Here is a 17,647-nt window from a genome sequence, read left to right as displayed (position 1 = left end):
TCCATGCAACACAAGTTCGGAGCGCTCGATCTGATTCGAGCAGGGCTGCAAGATCTCGACAAAGCTCGCACATTGTTCGATGAGCTGCACAATGACGGCATTGACGATGACAGAATGCGACTGCTGCTGACAACGCTGGAAAAAGCATGCGATCCTGACGTCGCACTCAGCAACCTGGTGGACATCATCAAAGTGGTGCAAAGCCAAGGTGAGGATTTCACCAACATCATCGCCGATGAGAACTCTTTCATACGACTGATTACCGTGCTTGGCGTATCCGATGAAATGGGCAAGCTCATGCGATTCCGTCCCGAACTCGTGGAGGCCGCGGCCAATGACGCCTGCGAAAGCCATCTTTACAATCACGAACAGCGCAGAGCGCATGTGCTCAAATCGGTAGGAGCCGATCCCAATGACCATGCCATGCCGACCGCAAATCTGCCACTTGCCGAAGCTGCGACGGCGCTGCGTAAAACCTATCGCAAACAACTCGCCGCAATCATGACGCAAGACGCCACGGCAAACGATCCCACCGAAATCCAACCGCGCATCAGCACCGAACTTTCCGACCTTGCGGACGCGGCGCTCGAAGGTGCACTCGCCATCGCACGCCATGAAGTGGACGGCAGCGAACATGTACGTTTCGCCATCATCGGCATGGGCAAACTGGGCGCACGGGAGCTCAACTATGTATCCGACGTGGACCTGATCTACGTGGTGGAACCCGCCGACACGGACACCAACGGCATGACACTCAGCCGAGTCGGCACCAAAATGGCGACCACCCTGCAACGCGTATGCCAATCCGTCATCATGGGCGTCGCCGAACCGACGCTCTGGCAGATCGACGGCGGATTGCGCCCCGAAGGCAAGGACGGCCCACTGGTACGCCGGCTCGAATCCCACGAAGCCTACTATGAGCAATGGGCGGAAAACTGGGAATTCCAAGCCCTGCTCAAAGCACGCCCGGTAGCCGGCGATTCTGACCTCGGCCAAGCGTATATGAGCATGACCCGACCGTTTGTCTGGACCGCATCCAAACGAGACAACTTCGTCTACGACTGCCAGCAGATGCGCAAACGTGTCGAAGATCTTATTCCCAACCCGCTCAAAGACCGCGAAATCAAACTCGGCAGGGGAGGTCTGCGCGACGTCGAATTCACCGTGCAGATGCTCCAACTCGTGCACGGACGCTCCGACGAAGCATTGCGTACCAGCTCCACACTCGAATCCCTACAGGCCTTGGCCGAAGGCGGATACGTATCACGCAAACAAGCCAAAAAGCTCTCATGGGACTACCGATTCGAACGCGTACTGGAACACCGCCAGCAAATGTGGGCGCTCAAACGCACCCACCTGTTCCCGGACCTCGGCAAAGCCAGCACGGGAGGCCTTGAACGCAAACGAGACATCACCATCGACGAGCTAAACCAAAATCTCGAGCTACGACGACTCGCACGCGCATTCCACATGCATCCCGAAGAACTCGTCAACAAATATGATGAGACACGTCGCGAAGTACGCCACCTGCACATGGACATCTACTACAGGCCCATGCTGCCCATCAACGCGGGACTCGACGACGAACAGGTGGAACTCTCCGCAAAAGCTACGCAGGAACGATTCGAATCCATCGGATTCGCCGACGCCGACGCGGCCATGCGCCACGTCACCGCACTCACCGCAGGCGTCTCCCGAGCCGCGAAAATCAACCGCATCCTGCTGCCCGCGGCGCTGCAATGGCTCGGCGAAGGGCAGAATCCAGACATGGGACTGCTCAACTGGCGCAAACTCGAAGAAAACTTCGGTTCCGAAAGCGAATACCTCGGATTCCTACGCGACTCACCATCCGCGGCACAACGCCTATGCCACATACTATCCAACTCACGATTCCTCGGCGACGCACTCAACAAATCCGTCGAATCCGTCACCTGGCTCGGCAACGACGAATCCCTGCAACCACGCTCGCGCGAAAGCCTCAATATCCAAACCAAAGCAACGCTCGAACGCAATGCCGGCAACATCAACGACTTCGCCAACTCCATCCGAGCCATGCGCAGACACGAAATCGAACGCATCGGCCTCGCATGGATGAGCGGCGTGATCGACGATGAAGCATCGCTCGCCGGCATGACCGACGTATACGACGCGGCCATCGAAGCGTCACTGCAATGGTCCATCCGACATCGCATCAACGACATGCAACTCGAACAAGCGCCCGCCGCGATCGCCATCATCGGCATGGGACGTTACGGCGGCAAGGAAGTCAACTTCAGTTCCGACGCTGACGTGATCATCATCTACCGGCCAGCCGAAGGCGCCGACGACACCCAAGCCAACCTCTTCGCACGCAAAGTGCAGGAAGACCTACGCGCGATCCTGCAAGGCCCAACCACATTCGAACAAAAAATCGAACTCGACATGGACCTTAGACCCGAAGGCAAAAACGGACCACTCGTACGATCCTACGCATCCTGCGAGGAATACTACCGATCCTGGGCAAGCACATGGGAACACCAGGCACTGCTACGCGCCCGATACGCGGCAGGCGACGCGGCGCTCGCCGAGGATTTCCTGATGAACATCGCCGATCCGTTGCGTTATCCGAAAATCGATCTTACGGAAACGCAGATCTCTGAAATCCGCAAGCTTAAGGCGCGTATGGAGGCCGAACGTCTGCCACGCGGCGTACGCAGGGATCGCCATCTGAAACTCGGCAAGGGTGGACTATCGGATGTTGAGTGGACGATTCAACTGTTGCAATTGCAGCATGCGGGAAACAACGCCAACCTGCGCGTCAACGGTACGTTGCTGGCGTTGGACGAGCTGGAACATCGCAAGCTGATTTCCGCTGGCGACGCTGTGGTGTTGCGTAAGGCATGGCGCATGTGCACGGCTGCACGCAACGGCAGCTACCTGTGGAGCGGACGCGTCAATCAGGCCGATATTCTGCCGGACGATTCATATTCGCTGGGAGGTATCGCCGTATGCCTCGGATACGATGCAAATCGCGGTCAGCATTTCGAAAACGATCTGCTTGCAGTAATGCGCAAGGCCCGCGACGTAACGGAACGCCTGTTCTACGGCCGTTCGTGAGCTGGGAAGTTAACGGCGAGGAACATGTTGTGACCGTCGGATCGAGACCATACGGCTCTGACGAATGTGCTGGATCAAGGCTTCTGCCTATGGAAGGACGGAGACCGCTCTACGAGTATTCGTGAACACGCGGTGAACCGTCAGGGTCTGCATTTCAGGCTATAGTTGGCTAGGTCACTTCGAGTGGCCACCTTCAACCACAAGTTGCATGAAAGGTGAGCCGTTGTCTTCAGTACTCGAACAGGCGGTTGAAACGCCGATGGTAGGAAAAAGCGTCATCACATTGGATGATCTTTCCATTCGCCAGATTCAGGAATTACTCCACAAGGCGCAGTACATTGATTCTCATCGTAAAGAAGTGGCGCACACCTGCGATGGCAGGGTGCTCGCCACTTTGTTTTATGAGCCCAGCACTCGTACGCGTCTGAGCTTCGAAACCGCCATGCTCCGACTCGGTGGCAAGGTGATCGGCTTCGCCGGCGCCCAGCTCGCTTCCGTGACCAAGGGTGAAACCATTTCGGACACTCTGAAAACCGTGTCTAACTACGTGGATGTGGTGGCGATTCGCCACCCGAAGGAGGGTGCTGCGCTCGTGGCGTCCCGCGCTGCCTCCGTGCCGGTCATCAACGCCGGCGACGGCGGGCACATGCACCCCACGCAGACCTTGGCTGATTTGGCGACGCTACAGTCGCGCTTCGGTCGCGTGAACAATCTGACCGTCGGTCTGTGCGGCGATCTTACCTTCGGCCGTACCGTGCACTCCCTGATCGAAACCCTATGCCGTTTCGGCAATGTGAACTTCGTGCTGATCAGCCCGGACGAGCTCAAGACCCCCCAGTACGTGCTCGACCGCATCAATGCGACCGACTCCTGCTCTTACACGGAAGTCAAAGATCTGGTTTCGGTGATTGGCGATCTCGACGTGCTGTACATGACCCGTGTGCAGAAGGAACGCTTCTTCAACGAAGACGATTATCTGCGACTGCGCGACACCTACATTCTCGATGAAGCCAAGATGGCTTACGCCAAGAAAGACATGGCTGTGTTGCACCCGTTGCCGCGAGTCAACGAAATCGCCGTTGAAGTGGATGACGACCCACGCGCCGCCTACTTCGAACAGGTCAAGAACGGCATGCTCATGCGCATGGCATTGGAAAGCTCGGTGGTTGGAGACGAACTGCCGGGATATGAACCGCTTGAATCCAAGGAGGTTGCGGCCTGATGGAAGTCACCAGCATTCAGAACGGAATCATCATCGACCATGTGCCTGCCGGCACCGCACTCAAGGTACTTGAATACCTGAAAATCGATCCGGCTAAGACCAAGCTCGCGCTGATCATGAACACCGACAGCCACATGTTCGGCACCAAAGACATCATCAAAATCGAAAGCGAAGAGGAAGCCGAAACCATCGACCTTGACGTGCTCGGCCTTGTGGCACGCACCGCGACCGTAGGCATTGTGCGCGGCGGTAAAATCGTAGAGAAAAAGCAGCCTACACTGCCGGAACATGTGGTCAATATCATCAAATGCGTGAACCCGCGCTGCGTGACTACCACCGAGCCGGCCGTGCAGATGTTCCATCTGGTGCATTCCGACCGTCAGGAATACCGCTGCGACTACTGCGACGAGGAAGCGAAGCTCTGACCCATGACCCTCACCCTTCACGACATCAAGGTTTGGAATACCGGTGAAGTCATCGACCTGATCGTCCCATCCGACGCTGATAAAACGGTGGACGCTTCGGCCATGACCATCGCCCCGGGATTCGAAGATCCCCACGTCCACTTCCGCGATCCGGGCCAGACCTACAAGGAATCCATGGTTTCCGGCTGCGCGGCCGCCGCCTCTGGCGGATACACGAACGTGCTTATCATGCCGAACACCGTTCCCGCCATGGATGGCGTGAAGGTGACGGCGGGGGAACCGGGTGCCAGCGAAGTGCTCGACGCCGGTTTCGACACGGTCATCGACTATTTGCAGCATTACGAACAAGCCCATGATGTGACCTTGCCGGTACGTTATGACCTGTGCGTATGCGCTTCCAAAGGGCGTGCAGGCAAGGAAGCGACTGACGTGGCCGACTGGATCGGCTATCTGCCGGAACACGATGACGACAACAAGGATGCCTACCAGCTGGCCCACCCGGTGACCGCCATCAGCGATGACGGTTCCGCGGTAACACCGGAAATCCTTGACCCAGTGTTCGACAACGTCAAGGAATCAGGTTTGTACCTGATCGAGCATTGCGAACACCACGACACCGGAGCGGTCAACGAAGGTCCCGTATCACGAGAACTGGGTGTCCCCGGCATTCCCGAAGACACCGAACTGAAGATCGTCGAACGTGACATTGAGATGGCACGTAAGACCGGCGTGCACGTGCACTTCCAGCATGTCAGCACTGCGATTTCCTTCGACGCGATTCGCAAGGCCAAAGCTGAAGGATTGCCGATTACGTGCGAAACCGCACCGCATTATGTTGCGCTGTGCGATGAGGCGTTATTGAAATACGGCACGCTTGCCAAGATGAATCCGCCGTTGCGCTCCGAAGAGGATCGCAAGGCAACCATCGCAGCCGTAGCTGACGGCACCGTCGATCTGCTGGCCACCGACCATGCGCCACACACCATGGAAGAGAAGGAGCTCGGATTCCTTGACGCTCCGAACGGCATCATCGGCCTTGAATGCGCGTACGGCGTCTGCCACAAGATTCTTGTGGACGGTGGTTTCATTTCCGACGAACGTTTGATCGAACTCATGTCGACCGCGCCTGCCGAACTTATGGGGCACGACAAGACCGACCTGACGGCCGTGCTGGACGAATACGCGGACGCCGTTCCGGGAGACGACGACACCAAACGTGTGCTGGACCTCGGCAAGGTTCCGGCAGACGACAATGTTGATCTGGTAGTGCTTAACACCAACGAGGAATGGACCGTGGATCCTGAACGATTCCATTCCTCGGCTCGAAACACCCCATTCGGCGGATGGCAGGTCACCGGCCGTCCACTCGCCACCATCATCGGTTCGAAGCTGGCCTTCAGCCGTATCGATAAGGAGGATTGATGGATCGTCTGATTGAAGCGATTGAAGACAAGCAGAATCCGAGCGTTGTGGGACTTGACCCGACTGAAGCGCTCGTGCCAGCGCAAATCGCTGCAAGCTTCGCCGAGGAAATCAACGAACAGGTCGAAGACCCGGCGGAGGCACCTGCCATGCAGCTTTCCGTGGCCTTCTTCGAATTCAACCGCGCCATCATCGACGCCGTCGCAGACATCGTGCCTGCGGTTAAACCGCAGATCGCCATGTATGAGGCGCTCGGTCCGGCAGGTATCGACGCCTACACTATGACCTGCGAATACGCCAAGCAGCAGGGATTGTATGTGCTCGGCGACGTCAAGCGCGGAGACATCGGCTCCACCGCAGCCGCATATGCTCATCACCTCAGCGGTGTAGGATTGGGCGACACCGCCTACGATCCATGGCATGAGGATGCGGTGACCGTGAACCCATACCTCGGCACCGATGGCATCACGCCGTTCGTCGACGCCGCCACCGCCAACGACAAAGACATCTTCGTGCTTGTGCGCACCTCCAACCCGTCCAGCAGCGAACTGCAGGAACTTGAACTCGCTTCTGGCGAACGCGTATACGAGCATGTTGCCGATCTGGTGGAAAGCTGGGGAGCGGAAACCATTGGCAAGAACGGCTATTCACACGTTGGCGCGGTGGTCGGAGCCACCCACCCGGAGGAAGGCAAGGCATTGCGCGCACGTATGCCGCACACGTTCTTCCTAGTACCGGGCTACGGTGCACAGGGCGGTACCGCGCAGGGTGTGGCCGGCATGTTCGACCGCGACGGTATGGGTGCTCTCGTCAACTCGTCCCGGGGCATTATCGGAGCATGGAAGAAGTCCGGTAAGTATTCCGAATCCATGAGCGCCGACGATGCTTTGGACTTGGTCGCCGAATCGGCGCGTGAAGCAGCCAAAGACATGCGTGACAATCTGCGTGCAGTCCTGCCGTAACCTGCCGACTGGCCAACTGTTTAATCTCAAAAAAACAACCATCAACCATCGAACGTAATAGAGAGGGAGTTCATGACCACCGCAACAACGTTCGTTCCGACCGTTGCCGAGGCGACTTCGGCAGGCTTTTTCCCAAGCCGGCATGAAGTCGAGGTCGTTGACAATCAGGAACTGACCGACGGCGTGTACCGTTTGACGTTCCGTGACGAATACATCGCCAGCCATGCCAGACCGGCGCAGTTCGTCGACGTATATTCCAATGATCCAAGCAAGCTGATGCCGCGTCCGTTCGGCGTGTGCGAAACCAACGGCGATGAAGTCAGCCTCATGTTCGCCGTGGTGGGCAAAGGTACCGCCGAATTCGCACAGCTGAAGCCGGGGGACACCATTCGTGTGATGGGTCCGCTCGGCAATTCGTTCAAAACCAAGGAGCCCGCCAATTATGTGCTGGTTGCCGGCGGCTTGGGTGTGCCTCCGCTCGTATGCGCGGCGCAGCATATCGCCGGTGTCGAAGGCGCGGCCAGCACTGCGGTGTTCGGCTACCGTAACGTGCATTTCGGTGACGAATACGTGGGCAAGTATGCCGACAAGGTGTACAGCATCGATGAGAGCGAAGGCAATGTGATCACCCTGCTTGATCGCATCGAAGGCGAACTGCTTGGTGGCGAGCTCAAGCCGGTGATCCTGACCTGCGGTCCTCTACCGATGATGAAGGCCGTGGCCGCATGGGCTGCAAAGCGTGACATGGCATGCCAGCTGAGCTTGGAACAGCGCATGGGTTGCGGCTATGGCACATGCGTGCTGTGCACGGTCGACACATTGGATGGACGTTTGAAGGTCTGCTCCGACGGTCCGGTCTTTACTCGCGAACGTTTGGGATGGGGTGAATGAGATGAGCGACAATACCCAGCATGAGAACCTGTACGGCCCGTACGAATGGAAGCATCCCACGCAGGTGGCGGGCGTGCCGTGGAAGAATCCGGTCGCCACGGCTTCCGGCACCTTCCAGTATGCGGCGGTTCGCTGGTTCTACGATGTGAGCCAACTGGGCGCGGTCACCACCAAGGGCGTCTCTCCGGTGCCGTGGGAGGGCAATCCCGGCGTTCGTACCGCCGAAGGCCCATCCAGCAACATCAACGCGGTCGGACTGCAGAACCCGGGCGTGGATCATTATCTGGAAGACGACCTGCCCAAGCTCAAAGCCATCAATGCCACGGTCATCGCCAATGTGGCCGGCCACTGCGATGACGACTATATCGAAGTCGTATCCAAGCTGAACGATTCTCCTGCAGATATGCTGGAAATCAACGTGAGCTGCCCGAATGTGTCAGCCGGAGGCATGAGCGTCGGCACAGATCCGGTGGCATTGAGCCGTCTGATCACCCGACTGCGCAAGCTCACCGATAAGAAGATGATCGTCAAGCTTACGCCGAACGTCACCGACATCACCGTGCCTGCCCGCGCGGCCGTGGAAAGCGGCGCCGACGCGCTGAGCATGATCAACACGCTGCTCGGCATGCGCATCAACATTCGTACCGGCGAGCCGATCATCGACCATGTGACCGGCGGTGTTTCCGGACCGGCCGTGCTGCCGATGGGTCTCGTGGCCGTGTGGAAGACCCGTTCCGCATTGCCAGACATTCCGATCATCGGCATCGGCGGCGTCGATTCCGGCGAGAAGGCGCTCGAATACCTGTATGCCGGAGCGAACGCCGTGGAAGTCGGCGCGGCCGCGCTGTTCGAACCGACCGCACCATTGCGTGTGGCCCGTGAACTTGACGATCTGCTCGACGCACGTCCCGAACTCGCAGACAAGCTTGCCAAGGGCGAAACTTGGCGCTGACCTCGATCATTCATCAAAGGAGCATGACATGACTGAATCCCTCGACCACCGTTTTACCAAGTTCCTGCTGGACGCACAGGCGCTGAAATTCGGCGAGTTCACGCTTAAGTCCGGCCGCAAGTCACCGTATTTCATCAATGCCGGCGCATTCAACGACGGACGTAAGATCGCCACGCTCGGCGCCTTCTACGCGGAGAAGATCGCTGCGGAAATCGAAGCAGGCAATCTGCCGAACGACATCGACACCATTTTCGGTCCTGCCTACAAGGGCATTCCGCTGGGCGTCTCCACCGCGATCGCTCTGACTTCCGACCACGGTATGGAAGTCGGCTACACCTTCGACCGCAAGGAGAAGAAGGATCATGGCGACGGCGGCATGATGGTCGGCACCCAGCTGACCGACGGCATGAAGGTGCTGCTCGTCGACGATGTGATGACCGCAGGCACCGCAGTACGCGAGGTCATTCCCAAGCTCAAGGCCGAAGCGAATGTTGAGGTTGTCGGCTTGGTGCTTTCCGTGGATCGTATGGAAAAGACCAAGAATTCCGACACGTCCGCGGTGAAGGCCGTCGAAGCAGAGTTCGGCTTCCCGGTGTTCGCCATCGCCAACGTGCGTGAGATCTTCGAGGCCGGACAGCATATCGAAACCGCTGACGGTACCGCGTACGTGACCGACGAGATCAAGGCTGCTGCCGACGCCTATCTGGAGCAGTATGGCGCCTGAATTCTATAGGTGAATCGTATAGGCGAATCCTATAGTCGAGCACATAAAAAAGTGCCTCGCACCAATCGAAAGCATCGGTGTGAGGCACTTTTCATATCTCATATCAGAGTGCATCCGGTCGATCAGTGCATTCAGTCGATAAGATTGTATCCATGGTCGGTCACCACCGACTTGAGCTTCTCCAAATAGTTTTCCGCGGCCTTCGACAGCTTCGCGCGCTCGTTCGTGATCCAGCCGACCAACATGGTCTCATCGGTGTCAAGCGGCACGGTCACGATTTTCTCATTGTTGAGATCGCCGTTGTCAATGCCGGTGCACACGGTGTAGCCGTTCAGACCGATGATGAAGTTCAGAATCGTCGCACGGTCGGTCACGTTGATCTGCTTGGGGGAGTATTCCGGCCAGACCGCCTCTTCGGCGAAGAAGAAGCTGCCTTCCTCGCCCTGCTCGTACTGGATGAACGGGAACGGCTTCAAGTCGTCCATCGTGACTTTTTTCTTGCCAGCCAGCGGATTGTTGCGCGAAATGAACACATGCAATGGAGCACGGAACAGTGGATGGAATTCCAAATGCTTTTCGCGCAACATCTTGCCGATCACGTCTTTATTGAAATCGGACAGGTAGATGATGCCGATTTCGGAAAGCATGTTCGCCACTTGGTTGATGATGTCTTTGGTGCGCGTCTCACGAATGGTGAACTCGTATTCGTCGGATTTGATGGAGTTGATCATTTCCACGAACGCTTCGACGGCGAACATGTAATGCTGTGTGGACACGGAGCACAGCTGCTTGCGTGGCTTCGCGTTCTTGTAACGTTCTTCGAGCAGTGACGCCTGATCGAGCACCTGGCGCGCGTAGGTGAGGAATTCCGCTCCGTCCACGGTCAAGGCGATGCCTTGCGACGAGCGGGTGAAGATTTCGATGCCAAGCTCGTTTTCGAGTTCCTTCACAGACGAGCTCAACGCGGGCTGTGACACGTATAATTCGTGCGAGGCTTCGTTCATGGAACCGCATTCCACGATTTTCACAATATATTTCAGCTGAAGAAGAGTCATAAACTCAGGTTAGAGCCATGTGCTGACCGTGGGGGAGTGCTTATACCCTCTTGTCTGGATAGTGGACTGCCGACCGCAGCGAATCAACAACAGTGCCGGCAGCATGTCAATGTCAATAATCGAATAAGCGGGATTGCCGGCCTTCTTAAAAAGCTGACAATCCCGCTTATTGCAACCGATTACCGTTCAGCCTTACCGATTCGGCTTGCTGATCAGCCTACTGATACAGATGGCCTCCCTGTTCGCGGAAACGCTCGCTCATTTCCTGCATGCCGGCGGCAATGGTTTGTGCGTCGGCCACAAGCTTCTCTTGTGATTCGGCATTGCCGAACTTTTTGCGAATATTCTGACTGATGGCCATGGAGCAGAACTTCGGACCGCACATCGAACAGAAATGCGCCATTTTCGCAGGCTCGGCCGGCAAAGTATCATCATGGAACGCGATGGCGGTGTCCGGATCGTAGCTCAGGTTGAACTGGTCAAGCCAACGGAATTCGAAGCGTGCCTTGCTTATGGCATTGTCACGGTCGATGGCATGCGGATGATGCTTGGCGATATCAGCCGCATGGCAGGCGATCTTGTATGCGATCACACCTTGCTTCACATCGTCCTTGTTCGGCAATCCAAGATGTTCCTTCGGCGTCACATAACACAGCATTGCAGTGCCATAGCGGGCGATTTCCACACCGCCGATCGCCGACGTGATGTGGTCGTAGCCGGGAGCGGTGTCAGTGGTGAGCGGTCCAAGCGTATAGAACGGCGCATCCTTGCAGATCGCCTTCTCCATTTCGATGTTCATGCGCACGGTGTCGAACGGAATATGGCCAGGTCCTTCGATCATCACCTGCACGTCGTGTTCCCATGCGCGCTGGGTAAGCTCGCCCAAAGTCATCAGTTCGGCGAACTGTGCCGCATCGTTCGCATCGGCAAGCGATCCCGGACGAAGTCCATCACCCAGTGAGAACGCCACATCGTATTTGGCGAAGATTTCACACAATTCGTCGAAATGCGTATACAGGAAGCTTTCCTGATGATGCTGCAAACACCATTCAGCCATAATCGAACCGCCACGCGAAACGATGCCCGTCATGCGGTTCGCCGTCAATGGCACGAAACGCAGCAGCACACCGGCATGAATCGTCATATAGTCCACACCCTGCTCGCACTGCTCGATCACCGTGTCGCGGAACAGTTCCCAGCTGAGCTTGGAAGCGTCATCCTCCACCTTTTCGAGTGCCTGATACATTGGCACGGTGCCGATCGGCACGGGGGAGTTGCGTAGAATCCATTCACGCGTAGTGTGAATGTCGTTGCCGGTAGACAGATCCATTACGGTGTCAGCACCCCACTTGGTGGCCCACGTGAGCTTCTCCACCTCCTCGTCAATAGACGAAGTGACCGCCGAATTGCCCATATTGGCGTTGAGCTTGGTAAGGAACTTCGAGCCGATGATCATGGGCTCAGCCTCAGGATGGTTGATATTGCAAGGCATGACGGCACGTCCTGCGGCCAGTTCGCTGCGCACCAGTTCCACGCTGCAATGCTCGCGTTCCGCTACATAGCGCATTTCCGGCGTGATGATGTTGTGGCGCGCGTACCACATTTGCGTCACCGGATGATCCTTGGCCTTCATCGGCTTATGCTGGCGGCCGCGCCATTCCTTGGAAGCCTTGCCACGCTTGATGGCGCGTTTGCCGTCATCTTCCAGATTGCGTCGACGTCCCTCGTATTCTTCGACGTCACCGCGGTCAAGAATCCAATCCAAACGCAGGGGAGCGAGTCCCTCTTTCGGATCGCATTTCGGTCCTTCGGTGTTGTAGTCCTTGAATGGCGCGTTCGGTCCGACGCCAGGAGTGTCAGACAGTTTGATTTCGGTGTATGGCACTTCCAGATCGTAGGAGCCGAATTCGTTTTCGAAATGTACCGGCGTGGTTTTGCGGATATGCGCTTTGTCGCGCTGTTTGGACTCGCGTGCGGCAATGTCGACGCGCTGCTGCTTGGCGAGCTTGGATGCGGCCTTGGCTTCCTTCGCATTGGTGAACTTCTTTTCACCGGATGCGCCGTCGGCTGCGTTGCTAGGGCTGATTTCCGCTGTGTTCTGGGCTTTCATGCGCGGTGCGTATCCGTGCTTCGTGTCGCCACGTACGGCTTTCCAACGCGTTACCATATCGCGGGTTGTGGCTTCCGGATCATCGGCTCCTGCAATCGCGGACACCACGAACCAGCCTGCCGCCTTTGAACGCGCCAGCATTTCCATATCATCTGCGGTCACGCCACCGCCTACCACTACCGGAAAACCACTGGCTGAACAAATGGTGTTGATCTGCTCTTTGTCAAGCGTGCGACCGGAACCGTCATTGCCACCTACGGACGCTTCCGGCTTGGTGACGGAAACATGCAGCGGCGCCGCACCGATATAGTCGATGCAGCCATTGGGCAATTCGTTGATGAGTCTGACCAGGCTTTCTGTCTCCGCCGACAATCCCACGATGGCGTCTTCGCCGAGCAGCGTGCGGGCTTCACGCGGTTCCATATCGGTCTGTCCGATGTGCACGCCGTCAACCTTGATGCCTTTGCTGCGGGCCTGCCAGACCACATCCACGCGGTCGTCGATCACGAATGCCACGGAATCTGACTTGTTGTTGTCTTCGATGATTTGCGCGATATCACGCGCCATGTCGGTAAGGTCCTTCGCGTCGGCGTCTTTGGCGCGCAGTTGGATAAAGCTTGCGCCCCCGCGCAATGCGTCATCGATGACGTCGGTGATCGGTCGACCTTTGCAATCCTGTGGGCCTACCACAAAATAGGCGCTCAGGTCGAAGCTGTCTCGCATCGACGCATACGGATAATTGTTCATGATTCCCCCTTGATTATGCTGTTTTGGGTTGGGGAAAATTTGATTCCGTCAGTAAATGGATACGCTGACATGCCTCGTATTCTTGGATACACGGGATAGAAAGCGAAATTACGCTTGATGATTTCGCGATGCAGGTTGTTTTGCCGACGCGTCTGTTGCGTTGACTTTTACGGATGCCGATTGACGCTGGAAATGCGTGTGCACGATGACGCTCATTCTTCGCTCCCTACGATGGTGTTAACCAACAGGTTCAAAGGGTCAGGCATTCGCCTATCTCAGCCCCGTTGAGGAGCCCCCTGCTTTAGGTGTTGGCTACGAACCTACGCCCTGCACTGGACGTAGCCTTTCGCCGAAGCCCATAGGTGAGTCAGACCCGTCGTCACTTTCGCATGCATCGTCTTCATCCGTATCACGCCCCACCGCGCATCTCACGGCAAAACTCTCCTTGCAGGCTAAGCTATACCTCAGTTCAATGCATTGCGTATGAAAGAGGTTGACTACATGTTGGAGACGGAACGGCTGACATTGAGGGCTTGGACTGAAACAGATGCGGAAAGCTTGTACGTCTATGCGAAAGATCCGGATATCGGACCTATCGCGGGCTGGCCCGCACACCGATCGAAAGAAGAAAGTCTCAATACGATTCGTCATGTGCTCAATGGCAAGGAATGCTGCGCGATTTGCGAGCGCGGCAGCAATAACCCCATTGGCTCGATTGAGTTAAAGCTTAATGGTCATACGGGTATGACGGATCGTGATGATGAGTGTGAGTTGGGTTACTGGTTGGGCAAGCCTTTCTGGGGGAGGGGTTATATGCCGGAGGCAGCTAGGGAGATTATCCGTCATGGTTTTGTTGATCTTGGTATGAGTGCGATTTGGTGCGGTTATTATGATGGCAATCTGAAGTCGAAGCGGGTGCAGGAAAAGGTTGGTTTTGTCTATCATCACACGTGCGATGAGGTGCCGGTGCCTCTTATGCATGAGGTGCGCGTCGAGCATGTGAATATCCTTACCAAATCACGTTGGCAAATTTTGGCTGCCCGCTGATCGTGTCGGAAGCCAAGGCTGCAACAGGTTAACTGGCGATGTTTTGATGTGGTGATTGGGAGTTCAATGGCACTTACGGTCACACCGCCGAACATGCGAAATATTTCGCTAGCCGCAGACGATGATTGTGCAGAGGATTGCGAAAGGCATGCGGAATCACGGCATGAGTTGCGTTGAGTTCGTATATAATCGCAACGAGTGTGAATGACTGCAAGGAGGCTGCCATGACTGTGCCGCAACGAGTGCTTGACACTATGAATTCCGGATTGATCTATGCCTGCGATGACGAAGAGATGATCAAAGCGCAGCAGGAACAGATGGAACTACTGTACGACTTTAACGCGACCCGCCCCAGTCAAATGACGCAACGTATCGAAATTGCACGCCAACTGCTTGGCGAATTCGGCGAGGACGCCTATATCGAACCGCCGTTGCATGCCAATTGGGGATGCAACACGTATTTTGGTGCATATGCTTACGCCAATTTCAACCTCACGTTGGTTGATGATGGTGAAGTGCATATCGGCGAACATACCATGATCGGCCCGAACTGCACTATCGTTACCACCGGCCATCCGATTCGTCCTGACCTGCGCGAGAAGATCACACAGTATTCTCTGCCGGTCACCATCGGCCGCAATGTGTGGTTGGGCGCCAACGTTACCGTACTTCCTGGCGTCACTATTGGCGATAATTCGGTGATTGGTGCATGCTCGCTGGTTACCAAAGACATTCCCGCCAACGTAGTCGCATTCGGCCAGCCATGCAAGGTGTATCGCGAAATCGGCGAACATGATGACGTCTACTATTGGCGTGACCGCATGATTAACCCGCCCTACGATCAGCGGCACTCGGTTGCATAGACATCATCGTCCTCCTTCATGAACTTATGATTCGTCAACCGTGGTAAACGCGCGGGCGTGAATATGTATGTCCGGAGCATATATTTAGATAATTGTCTAAATAAGAAAATATCTAAATATTCAGTATCGTAAAGGAGGAATGCATGGCAGGAGAGGGGTTCAAAGCGCTCTCCGATCCCACGCGACGGCGCATTTTGGAATTGCTGCGCGAACGTGACATGACGGCCGGTGAGCTCGCGGAACAATTCAACATGAGCAAACCATCGATCAGCCACCATCTGACCACGCTGAAAACCGCGGAACTGGTAACCGACGAACGGCACGGGCAAAACATCATCTACAGTCTCAACACCACGGTGATGCAGGATCTGATCGGATGGTTCATGGGGTTCATGGACGGCAATGAAAACAATAAGCAAACGGACGGTCAATAAAGGAGAATCTTATGTGCGGGAACAATCTGGATGATTCCAAAAAAGCTTTCGATAACAACATCAACAATGCTGAAAGCGTGAATAAGAATGATTCGAGGGAGAAGGTCGCTCCAATCAGCCGCAACGTGTGCATTGCACTTGTTGTGCTGTGCTTGGTCAATGTTGCCGCACATCTTGCTTGCTGCAGTCGACTTCCCGAAAACGTGCCGATTCATTGGGGTGCCGACGGTTCGGTCAATGGCTACGGTCCGAGAGCCATAACGTTGATTCTTGATATATTGCCGTTACTGTGCTTGGGACTTTTCCTCATCATCCCGAAGATGGATCCCAAGGGAGAAAGCTACATGAAGGCCAGCGGACTGTATCGTGGATTCGTCATCGCGTTCACGCTCATCATGTGCGGCATCACATGGTTCACCGAAGCCACCGCATTCGGCGTGATCCCAGCTACCAGTGGTCCTGTTGGGCTTATCGTTTGCGTGGTGCTGGGAGCGTTGTTCGTCGGCGTGGGAAATTACCTTCCGCGCATGCGCCAGAATTACACCTTCGGCGTCAGAACGCCTTGGGCTTTGGCTGATGAAACCAATTGGAAACGCACGCAGCGTGTAGGTGGCATCTCTTTCATGGTGTTGGGAGTGTTATTGGTCGTAGCGGGCGTCGTCAGCTCTGTCGTGCCTGTGAGCGACGTGCTCATGGCCGCAATTATTGCGACGATAGCGGTTGGCGCAGCGCTCGTTCCTTCTGCGTACAGCTATCTGCTGTTCCGCCGTAGCCGGAATTCGCAGTAACGCCAAAGCAATACTGAGACGCTCTTCGGAACTCCTCCGGGGTGCGTCCCCGAGCTTTTCCCGACGCCGTCTGATGTTCCAGTGCGCGATGTACGCGTCGGACTCGCCGCCGTAATGCTTCCTGCAACCGTCACACATAATGAAACCGCACCTTCGGTCATCGAATCTGAATTTCTTCAGTCCAACAATCGGGGTGCGGTTCACATGTGTGCGGCCCGGCCTTTTTGCTAATTCAGATGTTCGTTTTGAAACAGTCAGAAATTCATGCCCAAGGATTTCAGATCACGACGCGCCTGATCGGCATCGACGAACTGGAATGCATGCATGCCCACAGCCTGCGCTCCAGTGACATTCTTCGCGGTGTCGTCGAAGAACACGCTGGATTCCGGCTTAAGATTGAAACGGTTCAGCGCCAGTTCGTAGATGTCGGCATTCGGCTTGTGCATCTTTTCCGCGCCAGACACGATCGTGCCCTGCAGCAGCTCGCCCAGCTGGGGGAAACGCTCGAAGGCGAAATGGAACGTCTCATGCGACCAATTCGTCAACCCCCACACTCCGTAGCCTGCAGCCTTTAAATCACGCAGCAGCTGTTCCATATTCGGAATCATGCGGGGGAGCGCATCGTCGTAGCGTTCGATGTAATCGCGGAAGATCTCGGCGATCTCCTCACCCTGCTCGCGTACCACGTCGGGATAAATGTCTTCGAAATCTTCGCCATGGTCCATGCGATCCTCATAATCGTAAAAACCGCACGGATCATTATCCGCGCAAATACGGTCCACAACTACCTGAGGGTACCTGCCTTCAAGGCATGCGCGCGTCTGCCAGTCAATGAGCACGCCGCAAAAATCAAAGACCACATCGGTGACGTTGGCACTGGGGGAGGTCATGAAAATCCTTCCTGCAAAA

At 56.1% G+C, this 17,647-nt stretch carries 15 protein-coding genes and 1 riboswitch; of the genes, 12 read left to right on the top strand and 3 right to left on the bottom strand.

The annotated features are described in order from the left end of the window. Positions 1 to 3 precede the first annotated feature (3 nt). The 8 genes from WMO36_RS02755 (at position 4) to pyrE (ending at position 9,694) form a co-directional block, all read left to right on the top strand. Positions 4 to 3,096: a bifunctional [glutamine synthetase] adenylyltransferase/[glutamine synthetase]-adenylyl-L-tyrosine phosphorylase gene (locus WMO36_RS02755; protein WP_302146909.1), complete on the top strand. Its 3,093-nt coding sequence runs from the start codon at positions 4 to 6 to the stop codon at positions 3,094 to 3,096. A 208-nt stretch (positions 3,097 to 3,304) separates the two neighbouring features. Then, complete coding sequence (gene pyrB / locus WMO36_RS02750) at positions 3,305 to 4,318, top strand: aspartate carbamoyltransferase (protein ID WP_099572011.1); 1,014 nt, start codon at positions 3,305 to 3,307, stop codon at positions 4,316 to 4,318. Further along, positions 4,318 to 4,743 carry an aspartate carbamoyltransferase regulatory subunit gene (locus tag WMO36_RS02745; protein ID WP_099572012.1) on the top strand — a complete coding sequence of 142 codons (426 nt, stop codon included), beginning with the start codon at positions 4,318 to 4,320 and terminating at the stop codon, positions 4,741 to 4,743. Before pyrB ends, WMO36_RS02745 begins: the two co-directional genes overlap by 1 nt. A gap of 3 nt (positions 4,744 to 4,746) precedes the next feature. Next, entirely contained in the window at positions 4,747 to 6,165 is a 1,419-nt protein-coding gene (locus tag WMO36_RS02740) for a dihydroorotase (protein ID WP_099572013.1), read from the top strand. Beyond that, the gene (gene pyrF / locus WMO36_RS02735; protein WP_294448256.1) at positions 6,165 to 7,127 is read left to right on the top strand and encodes an orotidine-5'-phosphate decarboxylase; all 963 of its coding nucleotides are present in this window, start codon (positions 6,165 to 6,167) and stop codon (positions 7,125 to 7,127) included. Before WMO36_RS02740 ends, pyrF begins: the two co-directional genes overlap by 1 nt. 72 nt (positions 7,128 to 7,199) lie before the next feature. Next, the gene (locus tag WMO36_RS02730; RefSeq protein WP_099572015.1) at positions 7,200 to 8,018 is read left to right on the top strand and encodes a dihydroorotate dehydrogenase electron transfer subunit; all 819 of its coding nucleotides are present in this window, start codon (positions 7,200 to 7,202) and stop codon (positions 8,016 to 8,018) included. A 1-nt stretch (position 8,019) separates the two neighbouring features. Beyond that, entirely contained in the window at positions 8,020 to 8,970 is a 951-nt protein-coding gene (locus WMO36_RS02725) for a dihydroorotate dehydrogenase (RefSeq protein ID WP_099572016.1), read from the top strand. 28 nt (positions 8,971 to 8,998) lie between these two features. Then, positions 8,999 to 9,694, top strand: a complete 696-nt coding sequence (pyrE, locus tag WMO36_RS02720) for an orotate phosphoribosyltransferase (protein ID WP_099572017.1) — start codon at positions 8,999 to 9,001, stop codon at positions 9,692 to 9,694. 131 nt (positions 9,695 to 9,825) lie between these two features. Here the strand turns inward: pyrE and WMO36_RS02715 are convergent, their stop codons facing one another. Both WMO36_RS02715 and thiC read right to left on the bottom strand, forming a co-directional pair. Then, positions 9,826 to 10,749 carry a LysR family transcriptional regulator gene (locus WMO36_RS02715; protein ID WP_099595562.1) on the bottom strand — a complete coding sequence of 308 codons (924 nt, stop codon included), beginning with the start codon at positions 10,747 to 10,749 and terminating at the stop codon, positions 9,826 to 9,828. 217 nt (positions 10,750 to 10,966) lie between these two features. Beyond that, positions 10,967 to 13,609 (bottom strand): phosphomethylpyrimidine synthase ThiC, encoded by a 2,643-nt coding sequence (thiC, locus tag WMO36_RS02710; protein WP_302146908.1) that lies wholly within the window; start codon positions 13,607 to 13,609, stop codon positions 10,967 to 10,969. Positions 13,610 to 13,812: 203 nt separating this feature from the next. Continuing rightward, positions 13,813 to 13,914: riboswitch (TPP riboswitch) on the bottom strand. Positions 13,915 to 14,089: 175 nt separating this feature from the next. Between thiC and WMO36_RS02705 the strand changes: the two genes are divergently transcribed. The 4 genes from WMO36_RS02705 (at position 14,090) to WMO36_RS02690 (ending at position 16,738) form a co-directional block, all read left to right on the top strand. Continuing rightward, the gene (locus tag WMO36_RS02705; RefSeq protein ID WP_302146871.1) at positions 14,090 to 14,653 is read left to right on the top strand and encodes a GNAT family N-acetyltransferase; all 564 of its coding nucleotides are present in this window, start codon (positions 14,090 to 14,092) and stop codon (positions 14,651 to 14,653) included. 224 nt (positions 14,654 to 14,877) lie between these two features. Further along, positions 14,878 to 15,516, top strand: coding sequence for a sugar O-acetyltransferase (locus WMO36_RS02700; protein ID WP_099572020.1), 639 nt, complete (start codon positions 14,878 to 14,880; stop codon positions 15,514 to 15,516). 143 nt (positions 15,517 to 15,659) lie between these two features. Further along, a complete protein-coding gene (locus WMO36_RS02695) occupies positions 15,660 to 15,950 on the top strand; it encodes an autorepressor SdpR family transcription factor (protein WP_099572021.1) in 291 nt (96 codons plus the stop codon). Between the two features lie 11 nt (positions 15,951 to 15,961). Further along, entirely contained in the window at positions 15,962 to 16,738 is a 777-nt protein-coding gene (locus tag WMO36_RS02690) for an SdpI family protein (protein WP_302146870.1), read from the top strand. A 254-nt stretch (positions 16,739 to 16,992) separates the two neighbouring features. Here the strand turns inward: WMO36_RS02690 and WMO36_RS02685 are convergent, their stop codons facing one another. Next, positions 16,993 to 17,628, bottom strand: coding sequence for an HAD family hydrolase (locus WMO36_RS02685; protein WP_099572023.1), 636 nt, complete (start codon positions 17,626 to 17,628; stop codon positions 16,993 to 16,995). Positions 17,629 to 17,647: the final 19 nt, after the last annotated feature.

Source organism: Bifidobacterium hominis (assembly GCF_040095915.1).
Taxonomy (GTDB): Bacteria; Actinomycetota; Actinomycetes; order Actinomycetales; family Bifidobacteriaceae; genus Bifidobacterium; species Bifidobacterium hominis.
Note: the sequence above shows the minus strand (reverse complement) of the source record. Positions and strands in the feature narration are given on the sequence as shown.

Bases quoted from the DNA above. Each gene is read 5' to 3' on its own strand.
- WMO36_RS02755 (WP_302146909.1), top strand. From the start codon at position 4: ATGCAACACAAGTTCGGAGCGCTCGATCTGATTCGAGCAGGGCTGCAA.
- pyrB (WP_099572011.1), top strand. From the start codon at position 3,305: ATGAAAGGTGAGCCGTTGTCTTCAGTACTCGAACAGGCGGTTGAAACG.
- WMO36_RS02745 (WP_099572012.1), top strand. From the start codon at position 4,318: ATGGAAGTCACCAGCATTCAGAACGGAATCATCATCGACCATGTGCCT.
- WMO36_RS02740 (WP_099572013.1), top strand. From the start codon at position 4,747: ATGACCCTCACCCTTCACGACATCAAGGTTTGGAATACCGGTGAAGTC.
- pyrF (WP_294448256.1), top strand. From the start codon at position 6,165: ATGGATCGTCTGATTGAAGCGATTGAAGACAAGCAGAATCCGAGCGTT.
- WMO36_RS02730 (WP_099572015.1), top strand. From the start codon at position 7,200: ATGACCACCGCAACAACGTTCGTTCCGACCGTTGCCGAGGCGACTTCG.
- WMO36_RS02725 (WP_099572016.1), top strand. From the start codon at position 8,020: ATGAGCGACAATACCCAGCATGAGAACCTGTACGGCCCGTACGAATGG.
- pyrE (WP_099572017.1), top strand. From the start codon at position 8,999: ATGACTGAATCCCTCGACCACCGTTTTACCAAGTTCCTGCTGGACGCA.
- WMO36_RS02715 (WP_099595562.1), bottom strand. From the start codon at position 10,749: ATGACTCTTCTTCAGCTGAAATATATTGTGAAAATCGTGGAATGCGGT.
- WMO36_RS02705 (WP_302146871.1), top strand. From the start codon at position 14,090: ATGAAAGAGGTTGACTACATGTTGGAGACGGAACGGCTGACATTGAGG.
- WMO36_RS02700 (WP_099572020.1), top strand. From the start codon at position 14,878: ATGACTGTGCCGCAACGAGTGCTTGACACTATGAATTCCGGATTGATC.
- WMO36_RS02695 (WP_099572021.1), top strand. From the start codon at position 15,660: ATGGCAGGAGAGGGGTTCAAAGCGCTCTCCGATCCCACGCGACGGCGC.
- WMO36_RS02690 (WP_302146870.1), top strand. From the start codon at position 15,962: ATGTGCGGGAACAATCTGGATGATTCCAAAAAAGCTTTCGATAACAAC.
- WMO36_RS02685 (WP_099572023.1), bottom strand. From the start codon at position 17,628: ATGACCTCCCCCAGTGCCAACGTCACCGATGTGGTCTTTGATTTTTGC.